The sequence below is a fragment of the Streptomyces sp. CAI-85 genome (genome assembly GCF_013363615.1).
In the GTDB taxonomy this organism is placed as follows: domain Bacteria; phylum Actinomycetota; class Actinomycetes; order Streptomycetales; family Streptomycetaceae; genus Streptomyces; species Streptomyces antibioticus_B.
Map to the genome: position 1 here is coordinate 69,558 of NZ_JAANNX010000020.1, position 15,240 is coordinate 84,797.

Genomic DNA, 15,240 nt, shown 5'->3' on the forward strand with positions numbered 1-15,240 from the left:
GGGGCCGGGCCTTCGGCGGTACTGCGGGCCGGTCAGCCGTCCGTGGGCTCCGCGGCGGCCGTCGCCTTACGGGTGCGGCGCACCCTCGGCTTGGGCTCCGCCGCGGCCTCGGTCGCCTCGGCCGGCGCCGTGGCGGCGGCCTTGCGGGTGCGGCGCGGCTTGGGCTCCGCCTCCGCCTCCTGCGTGGCCTGGGCCGGGATCTCGGCGGTGGCCGTGGCCGTGGTGGCGGCCGCGGTCTTGCGGGTCCGGCGGGGCTTGGCCACCGGCTCCGTGCCGTCCGCGGCCTCGACGGCGGCAGCCGTCTTGCGGGTGCGGCGCGGCTTGGCCGCGGGCTCCGCGCCCTCGGCGGTGTCGACCGCGGCCGTGGCCGCCGTCTTGCGCGTCCGACGCGGCTTGGCCTCGGTCGCCTCGACGGTGTCGACGACGGCCTCGGCGGCAGCGGGAGCGGCCGCGGTCTTGCGGGTGCGCCGGGGCTTGGCCTCGGTCACCTCGGCGGGGGCCTCCGCGGGGGCGGCGGCCGCCTTGCGGGTGCGGCGCGGCTTGGGCTCCGCCTCCGCGTCCTGCGTGCTCTGCGCCGGGATCTCCGCCGTCTCCGGGGCCGCGGCGGCCTTACGGGTGGTGCGGCGGCGCGGCTTGGCCTCGGTGGCCTCGACGGTGTCGAGAACCGCCTCGGCCGGCGCCGTGGCGGCGGCCTTACGGGTGCGACGCGGCTTGGGCTCCGCGGTGGCCTCGACGGTCTCGGCGGCCTGCGGGGCCTCCACGACCGTCGCGGCCTCGGCCGGAGCCGTCGCCTTGCGGGTGCGGCGGCGCGGCGCGGCCGTGACGGCCTCCGGCGCGGCGACCGTGTCGACGGCCGTCTCGGCGGCGGTCGGCTCGGTGACGACCGTTTCGGTGACGACGGCCTCGGTGGTGACCGGCTCGGTGGTGCCCGGCTGCTCCGCCGGTGCGCTGTCCGCGCTCCTGCGGGTGCGGCGGCGACGCGGCTTCGCCGGTGCCTCGGCGGTCTGCGGGGCGGCCTCCGGGGTGTCGAGGGCGGGGCCCTCCGCCGTCGCCACGGCGGCTTCGGCGGCCTCGGGCGCGGCCGTCACCGCGACGGCGGCCTCGGAGCCCGCTCCGCCCCGGGTACGGCGCCGGCGGCGCGGGGTGCGCGGACCGGCCTCCTCCGCCACGGGTGCCGGATCGGCGGCGGGCGCCGGGGAGTTGACCTGCTCCGGCGTGCCGTCCAGGACCGCTCCGCCGCGCGTACGACGACGCCGTCGCGGGGTGTGGGCCGGGCGCTCACGGTCCTCGGAGCGCTCGGCGGGACGGGACTCGCCCCGGCCGCCGCGCTCGCTCCGGCCACCGCGGCCGCCGCGCGCACCGCGTCCGCCCGGCTCGCCGAGGTCCTCCAGCTCCTCCGCGTCGAGCCCGGCGCGTGTGCGCTCCGAGCGCGGCAGGACACCCTTGGTGCCCGCGGGGATGTTCATCTCCGCGTAGAAGTGCGGAGAGGTGGAGTACGTCTCCGGCGGGTCGTTGAAGGACAGTTCCAGCGCCTTGTTGATGAGCTGCCAGCGCGGGATGTCGTCCCAGTCGACCAGGGTGATCGCGATGCCCTTCGCACCCGCGCGGCCGGTACGGCCGATGCGGTGCAGGTACGTCTTCTCGTCCTCGGGCGTCTGGTAGTTGACGACGTGGGTGACACCCTCGACGTCGATACCGCGCGCGGCGACGTCGGTGCAGACGAGGACGTCCACCTTGCCGTTGCGGAAGGCGCGCAGGGCCTGCTCGCGGGCGCCCTGGCCGAGGTCGCCGTGGACCGCGCCGGAGGCGAAGCCGCGCTGCTTGAGCTGGTCGGCGAGGTCGGCCGCGGTGCGCTTGGTGCGGCAGAAGATCATGGCGAGGCCACGGCCCTCCGACTGGAGGATGCGCGCGACCATCTCGGGCTTGTCCATGTTGTGCGCGCGGTACACGTGCTGCGAGGTGTTCGCGACGGTCGCGCCCTCGTCGTCCGGCGCGGTGGCGCGGATGTGCGTGGGCTGCGACATGTAGCGGCGGGCGAGACCGATGACGGCGCCCGGCATGGTCGCCGAGAACAGCATGGTCTGGCGGCGGGCCGGCAGCAGGTTGATGATCTTCTCGACGTCGGGCAGGAAGCCCAGGTCGAGCATCTCGTCGGCCTCGTCGAGGACGAGCGAGCGGATGTGCTTGAGGTCGAGCTTCTTCTGGCCCGCGAGGTCCAGCAGCCGGCCGGGGGTGCCGACGACGACGTCGACGCCCTTCTTCAGGGCCTCGACCTGGGGCTCGTAGGCGCGGCCGCCGTAGATGGCCAGCACGCGTACGTTACGGACCTTGCCGGCGGTCAGCAGGTCGTTGGTGACCTGGGTGCACAGCTCGCGCGTGGGGACGACGACGAGCGCCTGCGGGGCGTCGGTGAGGTCCTCGGGCTTCGCGCGGCCGGCCTCGACGTCGGCGGGGACGGTCACCCGCTCCAGGAGCGGCAGGCCGAAGCCGAGCGTCTTGCCGGTGCCGGTCTTGGCCTGGCCGATGACGTCCGTGCCCGACAGGGCCACGGGGAGCGTCATCTCCTGGATGGGGAAGGGGGTGGTGATGCCGACGGCCTCCAGGGCCTCGGCGGTCTCGGGAAGGATTCCGAGCTCTCGGAACGTCGTAGTCAGGGTGCTGCCTCTTCTGTGTACGCGGTGCGAGGCGAGCGCGGGGGTCGTGTGACGGACCGTGCCGGGGACGTCGGCCGCCGTACGGGCGTGCCGTGAGGGCAAGCCGTATGGACACGGGACCACTGCCGACGCTCTAGCTCTCGTACCGCTGAGGGGTTCCCTCCGGTGGTCGTACGCGATGTGCCGTACGGTCGGGGAGGGCTGTCGGGTCGGAGCCGATCGGGCCACCGACCGGGCATCCTCATACGTGCGGCCCGTCGAATATTCGGCAGGCGCATTACCACCATACCCCGGATTCGCGCACACGCGATGGCCGATTCGGTCACGTTGTGGTTGTCACAGTGTCGGGACCGGTCGGTCGCGTCGTCCTGGCCACGCGGATTGACCAGGGACTTCCGCTGTGCGACGGGCGGGCTATTGTGCGCTTCATGACGACCCCTGACAAGCCTGACCACGTGTCCGACGAGCCCGCCGCGCCCACGGGCATCGCCGCCCAGGACTGGGCGCGGGCGTCCGCCGACCCGCAGTACCGGGCCGCGGTCGTGGATCTGCTCGGCGCCCTCGCGTACGGCGAGCTGGCGGCGTTCGAGCGGCTCGCGGAGGACGCCAAGCTGGCGCCCACGCTGGAGGACAAGGCCGAGCTGGCGAAGATGGCGTCGGCCGAGTTCCACCACTTCGAGCGGCTGCGCGACCGGCTCACCGAGATCGGCGAGCAGCCGACCCTCGCGATGGAGCCGTTCGTGGCCGCGCTCGACGGCTTCCACAAGCAGACGGCCCCCTCGGACTGGCTGGAGGGCCTGGTCAAGGCGTACGTCGGCGACTCGATCGCCAGCGACTTCTACCGTGAGGTCGCGGTGCGTCTGGACACCGACAGCCGCGCCCTGGTCCTCGCCGTGCTCGACGACACCGGGCACGCGGGCTTCGCCGTGGACCGGGTGCGTGCCGCGATCGACGCCGACCCGCGGGTGGGCGGCCGGCTCGCGCTGTGGGCGCGGCGGCTGATGGGCGAGGCGCTGTCGCAGTCGCAGCGCGTGGTCGCGGACCGGGACGCGCTGTCGACGATGCTCGTGGGCGGTGTCGCGGACGGCTTCGACCTCGCCGAGGTCGGCCGGATGTTCTCGCGGATCACCGACGCGCACACCAAGCGGATGGCGGCGCTGGGGCTGGCGGCCTGAGCGGTTCCGGGCCGGTCCGTCCGCGGCTCTGCGGCCCGCCGGGGGCGTCAGACCCGCGCGGGGGCTGATCGCCGGCGGAAGTGTCCGGCCGGGCGCACCAGCAGGGACAGGGACGCGGCGGAGACGACCGCCGCTCCCACCAGGCTCACGAGGACGGTGCCGGGGCCCAGCGCGCTGTGGGTGACGAAGTCACCGAACAGGGCTCCGGCGACGCCCGTGGCTAGGACGAGGGCGCGCAGCGGCAGTCGGTGCGACAGGCGGTGCAGCGCCGCCCAGGCGAGGGCGAGACCGAGCACAGCGGAGCCGAGCGCTTCCAAGATCATGTGGGGGTCCCTCCAGGACAGCGGGGCCGTGCACCAAGGTCGTAGCCCGTCATACCCGTGACCTGCGGAATGCAATCCTCCCCGGTGGAGAACCTGTGCGCCGTGTGTGGTCCATCGGTGTTCCGGTTGTGATCCTGGTGTGAACACGACGGAGGGGCCCGGTGGTCGTCGCGACCACCGGGCCCCTCCGCGCGCGAGATGCGCGACACGTGTGTCTACAGCGCGCCGAAGCCCACCTTGCGGGGGGCGGGCTCGCCCAGCTCGACGTAGGCCAGACGGTCGGCCGGCACCAGGACCTTGCGGCCGTGCTGGTCCACGAGGCTGAGGAGCTGCGACTTGCCGGCCAGTGCCTCGGCCACCACGCGCTCGACCTCCTCGGGAGTCTGACCGCTCTCCAGAACGATCTCGCGGGGCGCGTGCTGCACGCCGATCTTGACCTCCACGGCTATGTCCCTCCGACGGTCACTGAGTGCGCGGGCGTCCGCGCCGTACGCTGCACACATTAGCCCGGTGAGGGGACGGATACCGTGCGGCCGTCCACGCCAGGAGCGAACAGCGGACGGGAACGGACCGCCGCGGTCAGTGCTGTTCGATGCCGTGCAGCGGGAATCCGGCGATGCCCCGCCAGGCCAGCGAGGCGAGGAGCTGCACCGCCTGGTCGCGCGGGACACTGCGGTCGCTGTGCAGCCAGGAGCGGGCCACGACCTGCGCCAGACCGCCCAGACCCGAGGCGAGCAGCATCGACTCCGCGCGCGAGAGGCCGGTGTCCTCGGCGATCACGTCACAGATCGCCTCGGCGCACTCGTTGGTGACCTTGTCGACGCGCTCGCGCACCGCGGGCTCGTTGGTGAGGTCCGACTCGAACACCAGCCGGAAGGCGCCGCCGTCGTCCTCGACGTACGCGAAGTAGGCGTCCATGGTCGCGCGGACGCGCTGCTTGTTGTCCGTCGTCGAGGCGAGCGCCCCGCGCACGGCCTGGATGAGTGACTCGCAGTGCTGGTCCAGCAGGGCCAGATAGAGGTCGAGCTTGCCCGGGAAGTGCTGGTACAGCACGGGCTTGCTGACCCCGGCCCGCTCGGCGATGTCGTCCATGGCGGCGGAGTGGTAGCCCTGAGCCACGAAGACCTCCTGGGCGGCGCCCAGAAGCTGGTTCCGTCGGGCACGGCGCGGCAGGCGCGTGCCTCGCGGGCGTGCCGCCTCGGTCTGCTCGATGGCTGTCACGCCGCCTCCCAAAGTCGTCCTCTTGCGGTGTGCACCGCGTGCGGTGTGCGCCGCGCGGCCATCGTACTTTTCGGTAACCCTGGTGTGCGCGGTGCGAGCGCAGAATTTCACGGACCGGACGATCGCAAAAGTGGTGCACAAGGTTTGATTCAGGTCGGTCCGGGCAAAATACGGCCCCACTCCTGTTCGACGCGCCGCTCCTGTGTTCGATCGATGTGGCGGCGCGGTGGCGCGGTGGCGCGTCGCCGTGCTCGGCCGCGGTGACCGGTCAGCGGTAGTCGTCCTCGTCGAGCGAGACGACGCGCGCCTGCTCGGCGAGATCGGCCTCGTTCGCCCGCGCGGGGTCCACATCCTCCAAGGGGTCGTCACGCTCTGGGGTGACATCCGCGTACTGCTCCGCGGCGTCGTTCTCCGGCGCCTCGACGTCGATCTCCCCGAAGTCGTCGTCTTCCTCGAACGTCCCGGGGTCGGTGGGGTCGACGGTCATGCTGGGCTCCCTTCCTACGAACGTCCCTGGACCATGCAGGGGCCACAAGCGGGTGCCCTCGCTACGAGCCTAGGAGACACCCGTTTCGGACGCTATGCGATGTGCGCCTGAATCGCGCCGGTACCTCGCTCCGGCCGCCGCACACATGTGACGCCGAACACACAAGACCGCGCGTGATCGTCTCGTAACATTGCCCGCATGTCTTCGACCGAGCTGCCCTCCGTGCCGCCGACCAGTGTGCTGCCGAAGGCCGCCGCCGTCCGGGTCGCCGAGGGCGAGCGGCTGCGGTCGGTCGGGCTGCCCGGCGTCACGCTGACGATCCGCTCCCGGCCGCCCGCGCGCGAGGGGCTCCCGCCCGCGCTGTTCGTGCACGGCCTCGGCGGTTCCTCGCAGAACTGGTCCGCGCTCATGGCGCTGCTCGACGGCGCGGTGGCGAGCGAGGCCGTCGACCTGCCCGGCTTCGGCGACTCCCCGCCACCGGACGACGGCAACTACTCCATCACGGCACACGCGCGTGCCGTGATCCGCTACCTCGACGCCACCGGACACGGTCCCGTCCATCTCTTCGGGAACTCGCTCGGCGGCGCCGTCTCGACCCGGGTCGCCGCCGTACGGCCCGACCTGGTGCGGACCCTGACGCTCGTCTCGCCCGCGCTGCCCGAACTGCGCGTCCAGCGCACCGCGGTGCCCACCGGCCTGGTCGGCCTGCCCGGCGTGGCCGCGCTCTTCAGCCGGCTCACCCGCGAATGGACGGCCGAACAGCGCGTCCGCGGCGTCCTCGGGCTCTGCTACGGCGATCCCGGCCGGGTCAGCCCGGAGGCGTTCCGGTACGCGGTGGAGGAACTGGAGCGGCGCCTGACGCTGCCGTACTTCTGGGACGCGCTCTCGCGCTCCACGCGCGGGCTGCTCAGTGCCTACACGCTCGGCGGACAGCACAGCCTGTGGCGCCAGGCCGAACGGGTCCTCGCCCCGACCCTCCTCGTCTACGGCGGCCGTGACCAGCTCGTCGGCTTCCGGATGGCCCAGCGCTCCGCCCGCGCCTTCCGGGACTCCCGGCTGCTGACCCTGCCCGACGCCGGGCACGTGGCGATGATGGAGTATCCCGACACGGTCGCCCTGGCCTTCCGCGACCTGCTCGCCGATACCGCGTCCGCGACGCCGGAAGGCTGAGGCAGCGGTGGGACGCCACAGTCGACGCGGGCCGGCGCCCAAGGGTGCGTCGAAGAAGGGTTCCGACGGGGTCGGTGGGCCTGGTTCCGGTTCCGGCGGTGCCGCTGGTGACGCCGGTGCTGCTTCCCGGGGCCGGCCCGCGGGCGCGCCGCCCGGCCCGTACGACGGCACGCCCGCGCGCGGTGTGCCCCGTCTGCCCGACGGAACCCCCGCCCACGGGGTGCCCCGGTACCCGGACGGCACCCCGGCCCACGGCGTCCCGCGTGTGCGCGGCGGGCATCCCGAGCAGCGTGAGGCCGGGGGCGGCTGGGGCGAGTTGAGGGGCGGGCCGGGCGGGGGTGCCGGGCAGCCGGTGATACCGCGTCAGCGGCCCGCACCGCCGCAGTCGCCGGGGCCCACGCCGTCGCAGGGGCCGCGCCAGGACTATCTCGACGCCTTCGACGACGCCGCCGACGACGACGTCTTCACGCGCGCGGGACGGCCGTACGCGGCGATGCGCGCGGGTGACGGCTACGGGCGTGCGGGCGACGGGTACGGGGGTGACGCGTACGGCTCACCGCGCGGTACGGCTCCCCGTGGCTTCGGAAGCGTGGCGGGGCCGTACACCCCCGCCCCCGGTGCCGGCAGCGCCGGCGGTATCGGAGGTGTCGGCACCGGCCTGGACGAGTACGCGGACCCGGTCGCCCCCGGGGGCCCCGGTGGGCCGGGTGACGGCGCGTCGTCCGGCGGGGAGCCCGCGCCCGAGAAGGGCGCCAAGAGCCGTACGTTCACCGGTATCGCGGCCGCCGCCGTCACCACCGTCCTGGCCGTCGTCGTGGCCGGGCAGGTCGCCGACACCCGGGGCGACGACGCGGCCCGCTCACAGGCCGCCGCCGGACGGGCCGACGACCGGGCCGGCCAGGTCGCCCAGGGCGCGCAGGAGGCCCTGGAGTCCGGCGCCCCGGGCCCCTCCGCATCCCCCGTCCCGGTGACGCTGACCTACGACCAGAAGATGGACGCCACCTACAAACTCAGCGCGAAGCTCGACGGGTCCGGGAAGTTCGACGCCGTCCCCGGCATCGACAAGGCGCCCGGCAAGGGCCAGAAGTTCACCTACCGCGTGGACGTGGAGCGCGGACTCGGCCTGGACGGCGTGCTGTTCGCGCAGGCCGTGCACAAGACGCTGAACGACAACCGCAGTTGGGCCCACAACGGCGCCCGCACCTTCGAGCGGATCCACTCCGGCGAGCCCGACTTCGTCATCACCCTCGCCAGCCCCGGCACCACCGCCGAGTGGTGCGCCAAGTCCGGTCTGGACACCACCGAGGACAACGTCTCCTGCGACTCGGCCGCCACCGAGCGCGTCATGATCAACGCCTATCGCTGGGCCCAGGGTTCACCGACCTACGGCGACGCCATCCACGCGTACCGCCAGATGCTGATCAACCACGAGGTCGGTCACCGGCTCGGCTACTCCCATGTGACCTGCGACGAGGACGGCGATCTCGCGCCCGTGATGCAGCAGCAGACCAAGTTCCTCGACCACGGCGACGTCCACTGTCTGCCCAACCCGTGGGCGTACCCGAAGAGTTGATCGTCAGGCACTGGCGCCGCCCCGCCATGGTGACGTTTCGTGCCCGAGCGATCTCCTAGCGCGACGGAACGCCCTCCGCGTCGGAAAGTTACGAGCGTTCACCCCTTCCGGTGGTGCGACGGACAACCGTCCGTCGCACCACCCTCTTGTCCGCATACGTTCTTCCCGCTGCGAGCCGCCGGGTCAACGGCGGCTCCCCAAACGGGAGATCGGGGGTGCGTGCGTGCGCATCGGACTGCTGACAGAGGGTGGCTATCCGTTTGTGCGTGGTGACGCCGGACTCTGGTGCGACCGGCTCGTGCGCGGGCTCGGGCAGCACGAGTTCGAGGTCTACGCGCTCAGCGGCGGCCCGCGGCACGAGGAAGCCGGCCTGGTCGCACTGCCGCCGCAGGTCAGCGGCGTCCGCACGGCACCGCTGTGGACGGCCGTGGACGACGGGGTCGCGTACGGCAGGCGCGCACGCCGGCGCTTCACCGAGTGCTACGAGGAACTGGCGGCGGTTCTCTGCGAGGACCGCGCGGAGGGCCGGGTGGCGGACCGTGCGGAGGGCCGGGCGAGGGGCGGTCCGGAGGGTGGTCTGGAGGGTGGTCCGCAGGGTCCCGTCGAGCGCCCCGCTTCCCGTGCCGATGCCCAGGCGGACCGTTTCGCCAACGCGTTGTACGGGCTCGCCGCGCTGGCCCGGGACGAAGGTGGGCTGGTGGGAGCGCTCCGCTCGGAGGGCGCCGTGCGCGCCCTGGAACGCGCCTGCCGCGCCCCTGGCGCCCGGCGCACGGCGCGCGAGGCGCGCGTCACCGATCTGCTCGCCGTCGCCGCCCACCTCGAACGCGCCCTGCGCCCCCTGTCGCTCGACTGGTACGAGCCCGACGGCGGTACCGGCACGGGCGCGCCCGGCACACGGGGGCTCGGCTCGGTCGACCTCTGCCACGCCGCGTCCGGCGGTGTCGCGGCGCTGCCCGGGCTGCTGGCCCGCCACCACTTCGACGTACCGCTGCTCGTCACCGAGTACGGCGTACGGCTGCGCACGCACTACCTCAGCTCCCAGGCGCCCGGCACGCCCGCCGACGAGGCCGCGCCCGCCGTACGCGCCCTGCTCGCCGCGTTCCACGGGCGGCTCGCCGCCGAGGTCTACCGGCAGGCCGCGGTCATCACCCCCGGCAACGCGCACACCCGCCGCTGGCAGGAGCGCTGCGGCGCCGACCGCGACAAGCTGCGCACGGTCCACCCGGGCATCGCCGCCGACGGGTTCGCCGAGGTCGGCGACGGCCCGGACGGCGCCGACCCGCGCACCCTGGTCTGGGTCGGCCGGGTCGAGCCCGCCAAGGACCTGGTCTCCCTGCTGCACGCCTTCGCCGAGATCCACCGGGCGGAACCGGGGACCCGGCTGCGGATCATCGGCACGCCGGCCGGACCTGAGGGCCACGCCTACCTCGGCCACTGCCGGATGCTGGCCGCGCAGCTCTTCCCCGACGAGGCGGACGGGCCGCACGCCGTCGGCTGCAACCCCGTCACCTTCGAGGAGATCGGCGGCCCGGAGGCGCCCACGCTCGCCGAGGCGTACGCGGCCGGAGCCGTCGTCGTCCTGTCCAGCGTGGTGGAGGGGTTCCCGGCCGGACTGGTCGAGGCCATGTTCTGCGGGCGGGCCACCGTGTCCACGGACGTCGGCGCGGTCGTCGAGGTCATCGGCGGTACCGGGCTCGTCGTCCCGCCCCGCAATCCGCGGGCGCTCGCCGAGGCGTGCACGGCACTGCTGCGCGACCCCGAGCGCCGTGCGCGCCTCGGCGCGGCCGCCCGCGCACGCGCCCAGGAACTGTTCTCGGTCGAGCAGAACATCGAGGCGTTCCACGGTCTGTATCTGGAGATCGTGGCGCGGAGCCCGGTCCGCCGGTCCGCGCTCGACGCCGCAGGCGACCCGCTGCCCTTCGCCGTCCCGGCCGAGGCCCGGCTGCCCGGCCGGTGGACCGGCCCCGGAACGGTCGGCACCGCCGCCCGGCGCGTGCCCGGATGGGCTGCGGGAGCCCCGGTACGGGGCACCGCCGCTCCGGGCGCTCCGCGCTCCACGGTCCCGGCGGCGGAGGGAGCCCGATGAGCGGCAGCGGCGTCGGCGAGGAACTGGCCGTGGCGGAGGGGAGCGGCCGGCAGGGCGTGCACGCGGGTGCGCGCGCTGGTGACGGCGTGCGCGCCGGTGGGGCCGGTGGGGCCGGTGGGGCGGCCCCGTCGCCCGTCGCCTCCCGGCGCGGTGCCGTGGACCCGGTGAAGGCCCTGATGCACCGTCACCGTGACCTGTGCGAAAGCGCCGTCGACCCGCTGGAGATCGCCGCCGGTCTCGAGGCGCACGGCGTCACCGACCGCACCGCCGCCCGCTTCCGGCACCGGGACGTCTTCTCCCTCGCCGAGGAGATGTACGCCCGCGTCCCCCGCGACGCCGACCCGCCCGCACGCCCCGCGCCCGACACACCCCCCGCGTCCCCGGCGCCCCGGCGCACCTGGGCGCTGCTCACCCCGCTGCCCGGCGTCCTGGGCGCCGCGACGGTCACCGGTCTGCGCCTCACCCACGGCAGGACCCGCCTCCTGCTCGTCGCCGTGGGAGCGCTTGCCGTCGTCCTCGCCCTGCGCGCGGCCCTGCGCCGAGGTCCGCTGGGGCCCCGCGTGGGCATCCGCGCCGGCGCCCACCGCAGCGGCACCTGGACCTGCTGGCTGCTCGTCTACGCGGCCCTCGGCGACGGCCTGCTGCGCGCCGCCGTCACCGGTGGCCCCGACGGCCTGCCCGCCGGTCCGGGGGACGGCGCCTGGCCCGTCGCCCTCGCGCCGGTCCTCACCCTGCTCCTGTCCTGCGTGCCCGCCGCCTGGTGCGCCCACCTCCTCTCCGTCCGCGCCCGCCGCCGGCTGGACACCAGCCACGGCCTGGAGGAGTTCGCCGCCTCCGTACGGCCCCTGCTGCTCGGCACGTTCGCCCTGTACCTGGGCGCGCTCGCCGCGCTGACCGCCCTCTGCGCGGCCGTCCTCGGCGAACCCGCCGGCTACGCCACCACCCTCACCCTGGGCACGCTCCTCCTGGCCGCCCGCCTCTTGCACGCCCACGGCTTCCCCCACGCCCCGGCGGCCGCCCTCGCGGGCGCCGCGGCGGCCGAGGCGCTCGCCGTCGCCACCGTCTTCGCGGGACGCCTCCCCGGGTGCGGCTTCCTCGCCGTCCCCGTGGACACCCTGGTGTCCGCCCGGGGCCCGGCCGCCGTCGCCGCCCTGGTGTGCGGCACGGCGGCGCTGGCCCTGCTCGTGCCCGCCGCCCGCACCCTGACCAGGGCCTCGGCCCACGCCCGAACGGCCACGCCGTGCTGACGCCCGGTCACGCCCCCGCACCCCCGGGCCCGGCACCACCCCCGCCCGGGCCCCGATCCACGCACCACGCACGCGCTCCGCACCCCAGCCGCAGACCGGCGCACCACCCGCTCGACACCACCCCCTCAAGGAGAGACCCGATGACCACCTCCCGATCCGGAGCGACCGGAGCCACCGGGGCGCCCGGTGCCCCCGCGGTCGCGGGAGCCCCCGCGGTCACAGGAGCCGCCGCACCACCGAGACCGGCCACGCCGCACACCCGGAGGGCCGCACGATGAGGGTCCTGCTGATCGGAGCCAACGGCTATCTCGGCCGCTTCGTCGCCGACCGTCTGCTCGCCGACCCGGCCGTCCAGCTCACCGCGCTCGGCCGCGGCGACGACGCGGACGTCCGCTTCGACCTCGCGACCGGCAGCCCCGGCGCGCTGACCCGGTTCCTCGACGCCGTCCACCCGCAGGTCGTCGTCAACTGCGCGGGCGCCACCCGCGGCGGCGCCCGCGACCTCACCCGGCACAACACCGTCGCCGTCGCCACCGTCTGCGAGGCGCTGCGCCGCAGCGGCTGCGGCGCCCGGCTGGTACAGCTCGGCTGCGGCGCCGAGTACGGCCCGAGCCAGCCCGGCTCCTCCACCGCCGAGGACGCCGTACCGCGTCCCGGCGGCCCGTACGGCGTCAGCAAGCTCGCCGCCACCGAACTCGTCCTCGGCTCGGGCCTGGACGCCGTCGTGCTCCGCGTCTTCTCACCGGCCGGACCCGGCACCCCCGCCGGATCACCGCTGGGCCGGCTCGCCGAGGCCATGCGGCGCGCCATGCAGTCCGGCGACGGCGAACTCAAACTCGGCGGCCTCGGCGCCCAGCGGGACTTCGTCGACGTCCGCGACGTCGCCCGCGCCGTCCACGCCGCCTCGCTCTCCGCGGCGCAGGGCGTCATCAACATCGGCTCCGGCCGCGCCGTCCGGCTCCGCGACGCCGCCGCGATCCTGGCGCGCGTCGCCGGATACGGCGGTGCCCTCCACGAACTCGACGGACCGCCCGGCGGCCACCTCCGGGCCACCATCGGGCACCCCCGCTCCGACCCCGACCACGCCGCACCGGTCGCGTACCCGTACCCGGACGGCTGCGGAAGCTGGCAGCAGGCCGATGTGCGCACCGCCCGCGACCGGCTGGGCTGGCGCCCCCGGATCAACCTGGAGGAGTCCCTCGCCGACATCTGGATGGAGGCGGCATGTCGTATCTGACGGGCACTCCGGCGGGCCTCGCCGGGGCCGGCACCACCGACGTCCGCACCGGCATCGGCGTCCCCGGCATCGCCCACCCCCTCCTCGCGCCCGCCGAGTGGGGCGACCTCGCCCGCCCCGGCCCGCCCCTGCACTGGGTGGTCCTGGACGTCGCCGGCGGCCCCGGGGCGCGCCCCGACCCGCACTGCCTCGCCGCGGCGGGCCGGCTGCGCAACGCGGGCGTCCGCGTCCTCGGCCGGGTCGACACCGCCCACGGCTTCCGCGCCTTCGCCGAGCGGATCGCCGACGCGCGGCGCTACCTCGACTGGTACCAGGTCGACGGCTTCCTCCTGGACCGCTGCCCGAGCGACCGCGCCACGCTCCCCGAGATCCGCCGCACCGTCACCACGCTCCGCACGCTGCGTGACACGCCCCACATCGTCTTCGGGCACGGTGTCCATCCGCACCCCGGCTACGCCGAGCTGGCCGACCAGCTCGTCACCTTCTCCGGAGCCTGGAGCGACTACCGCTGGTCCCAGGTGGCCGAGTGGACCGCGGACCATCCGCCCGAGCGCTTCTGCCACTTCGTGCACGGGGTGCCCCGCGGTCATCTCGACGAAGCGCTGCGCATCGCCCGCTGGCAGGGCGCGGGGACGATCTGGTTCACCGACCGGCACGACCAGGGTGGCCGGTGCGACCCCTGGGAGACCATGCCCGGCTACTGGGACGATCTCGTCTCGCGGATCGGAACAGGTGTCTCGGAATGAAGAAGCGCGTGGCAGTGTTACGGGGAGAACAAACGTAGTGATCGACCGACCAACGGAGTCCCCGTGTCGCTGCCACCCCTGGTCGAGCCAGCCTCCGAACTCACCGTAGACGAGGTTCGCCGGTACTCCCGCCACCTGATCATCCCGGACGTCGGGATGGACGGGCAGAAGCGGCTGAAGAACGCCAAGGTGCTCTGTGTGGGCGCCGGCGGCCTGGGCTCGCCGGCGCTGATGTACCTGGCGGCGGCGGGCGTGGGCACGCTCGGCATCGTGGAGTTCGACGAGGTCGACGAGTCCAACCTCCAGCGTCAGATCATCCACAGCCAGGCCGACATCGGCCGCTCCAAGGCCGAGTCCGCGCGCGACTCCGTCAAGGGCATCAACCCGTACGTGAACGTGATCCTCCACGAAGAGCGGCTCGAGGCCGAGAACGTGCTGGACATCTTCAGCCAGTACGACCTGATCGTCGACGGCACGGACAACTTCGCGACCCGCTACCTGGTCAACGACGCGTGCGTGCTGCTGAACAAGCCGTACGTATGGGGCTCGATCTACCGCTTCGACGGCCAGGCGTCCGTCTTCTGGTCCGAGCACGGCCCCTGCTACCGGTGCCTGTACCCGGAGCCCCCGCCGCCGGGCATGGTCCCCTCCTGCGCCGAGGGCGGTGTCCTCGGTGTGCTGTGCGCGTCCATCGGCTCCATCCAGGTCACCGAGGCGATCAAGGTCCTCACCGGCACTGGCGAGCCCCTGGTCGGCCGCCTGATGATCTACGACGCCCTGGAGATGCAGTACCGCCAGGTCAAGGTCCGCAAGGACCCGAACTGCGCGGTCTGCGGCGACAACCCGACCGTCACCGAGCTCATCGACTACGAGGCCTTCTGCGGCGTCGTCTCCGAGGAGGCCCAGGAGGCGGCCGCCGGTTCGACGATCACTCCCAAGCAGCTCAAGGAGTGGATCGACGACGGCGAGAACATCGAGATCATCGACGTCCGCGAGCCGAACGAGTACGAGATCGTCTCCATCCCGGGCGCCAAGCTGATCCCGAAGAACGAGTTCCTGCTCGGCACCGCCCTGGAGGGCCTGCCCCAGGACCGCAAGATCGTCCTGCACTGCAAGACGGGTGTCCGCAGTGCGGAAGTCCTCGCGGTGCTGAAGTCCGCGGGCTTCGCGGACGCCGTGCACGTCGGCGGCGGTGTGATCGGCTGGGTCAACCAGATCGAGCCGAGCAAGCCGGTCTACTGACCCGGCACGAACGGCCCTGACGGCCTCACCGGCCGAGCGGCGGGGGCTTCGGACACCACGGGTGCCCGGAGCCCCCGCC

General features: G+C 74.2%; 13 protein-coding genes. 8 read left to right on the plus strand and 5 right to left on the minus strand.

Annotated elements, in window-relative coordinates; all coding sequences use genetic code 11:
* Positions 1-32: 32 nt before the first annotated feature.
* A complete protein-coding gene (locus tag G6W55_RS22060) occupies positions 33-2,561 on the minus strand; it encodes a DEAD/DEAH box helicase (protein ID WP_175522590.1) in 2,529 nt (842 codons plus the stop codon).
* Between the two features lie 512 nt (positions 2,562-3,073).
* On the opposite strand from G6W55_RS22060, the gene G6W55_RS22065 reads away from it, so the two are divergent.
* Positions 3,074-3,829, plus strand: coding sequence for a ferritin-like fold-containing protein (locus G6W55_RS22065; protein ID WP_175522558.1), 756 nt, complete (start codon positions 3,074-3,076; stop codon positions 3,827-3,829).
* Positions 3,830-3,876: 47 nt separating this feature from the next.
* On the opposite strand, the gene G6W55_RS22070 is transcribed toward G6W55_RS22065, so the two are convergent.
* From G6W55_RS22070 to G6W55_RS22085, 4 genes are all read right to left on the minus strand, one after another.
* Positions 3,877-4,152, minus strand: a complete 276-nt coding sequence (locus tag G6W55_RS22070) for a hypothetical protein (RefSeq protein ID WP_030784013.1) — start codon at positions 4,150-4,152, stop codon at positions 3,877-3,879.
* Positions 4,153-4,367: 215 nt separating this feature from the next.
* A complete protein-coding gene (locus tag G6W55_RS38820; RefSeq protein ID WP_030784015.1) occupies positions 4,368-4,595 on the minus strand; it encodes a DUF3107 domain-containing protein in 228 nt (75 codons plus the stop codon).
* Between the two features lie 136 nt (positions 4,596-4,731).
* Entirely contained in the window at positions 4,732-5,373 is a 642-nt protein-coding gene (locus tag G6W55_RS22080; protein WP_030784017.1) for a TetR/AcrR family transcriptional regulator, read from the minus strand.
* Between the two features lie 268 nt (positions 5,374-5,641).
* Positions 5,642-5,860, minus strand: a complete 219-nt coding sequence (locus G6W55_RS22085; RefSeq protein ID WP_175522559.1) for a hypothetical protein — start codon at positions 5,858-5,860, stop codon at positions 5,642-5,644.
* Positions 5,861-6,058: 198 nt separating this feature from the next.
* Between G6W55_RS22085 and G6W55_RS22090 the strand changes: the two genes are divergently transcribed.
* The 7 genes from G6W55_RS22090 to moeZ all read left to right on the plus strand — a co-directional run bounded on the left by G6W55_RS22090 (position 6,059) and on the right by moeZ (position 15,161).
* The gene (locus tag G6W55_RS22090; protein WP_030784022.1) at positions 6,059-7,030 is read left to right on the plus strand and encodes an alpha/beta fold hydrolase; all 972 of its coding nucleotides are present in this window, start codon (positions 6,059-6,061) and stop codon (positions 7,028-7,030) included.
* 7 nt (positions 7,031-7,037) lie between these two features.
* Positions 7,038-8,603: a DUF3152 domain-containing protein gene (locus G6W55_RS22095; RefSeq protein ID WP_175522560.1), complete on the plus strand. Its 1,566-nt coding sequence runs from the start codon at positions 7,038-7,040 to the stop codon at positions 8,601-8,603.
* 223 nt (positions 8,604-8,826) lie between these two features.
* Positions 8,827-10,689: a DUF3492 domain-containing protein gene (locus tag G6W55_RS22100; protein WP_175522561.1), complete on the plus strand. Its 1,863-nt coding sequence runs from the start codon at positions 8,827-8,829 to the stop codon at positions 10,687-10,689.
* Entirely contained in the window at positions 10,686-11,936 is a 1,251-nt protein-coding gene (locus G6W55_RS22105; protein ID WP_254876372.1) for a hypothetical protein, read from the plus strand. Before G6W55_RS22100 ends, G6W55_RS22105 begins: the two co-directional genes overlap by 4 nt.
* Before the next feature lie 274 nt (positions 11,937-12,210).
* Positions 12,211-13,173: an NAD(P)-dependent oxidoreductase gene (locus G6W55_RS22110; protein ID WP_030784030.1), complete on the plus strand. Its 963-nt coding sequence runs from the start codon at positions 12,211-12,213 to the stop codon at positions 13,171-13,173.
* Positions 13,161-13,919: a spherulation-specific family 4 protein gene (locus G6W55_RS22115; protein ID WP_175522562.1), complete on the plus strand. Its 759-nt coding sequence runs from the start codon at positions 13,161-13,163 to the stop codon at positions 13,917-13,919. The genes G6W55_RS22110 and G6W55_RS22115 overlap by 13 nt, the downstream gene beginning before the upstream one ends.
* 63 nt (positions 13,920-13,982) lie before the next feature.
* Entirely contained in the window at positions 13,983-15,161 is a 1,179-nt protein-coding gene (gene moeZ, locus G6W55_RS22120; RefSeq protein WP_175522563.1) for an adenylyltransferase/sulfurtransferase MoeZ, read from the plus strand.
* Positions 15,162-15,240 lie beyond the last annotated feature (79 nt).

Bases quoted from the DNA above. Each gene is read 5' to 3' on its own strand.
- G6W55_RS22060 (WP_175522590.1), bottom strand. From the start codon at position 2,561: ATGACGCTCCCCGTGGCCCTGTCGGGCACGGACGTCATCGGCCAGGCC.
- G6W55_RS22070 (WP_030784013.1), bottom strand. From the start codon at position 4,152: ATGATCTTGGAAGCGCTCGGCTCCGCTGTGCTCGGTCTCGCCCTCGCC.
- G6W55_RS22085 (WP_175522559.1), bottom strand. From the start codon at position 5,860: ATGACCGTCGACCCCACCGACCCCGGGACGTTCGAGGAAGACGACGAC.
- G6W55_RS22090 (WP_030784022.1), top strand. From the start codon at position 6,059: ATGTCTTCGACCGAGCTGCCCTCCGTGCCGCCGACCAGTGTGCTGCCG.
- G6W55_RS22105 (WP_254876372.1), top strand. From the start codon at position 10,686: ATGAGCGGCAGCGGCGTCGGCGAGGAACTGGCCGTGGCGGAGGGGAGC.
- G6W55_RS22110 (WP_030784030.1), top strand. From the start codon at position 12,211: ATGAGGGTCCTGCTGATCGGAGCCAACGGCTATCTCGGCCGCTTCGTC.
- G6W55_RS22115 (WP_175522562.1), top strand. From the start codon at position 13,161: ATGTCGTATCTGACGGGCACTCCGGCGGGCCTCGCCGGGGCCGGCACC.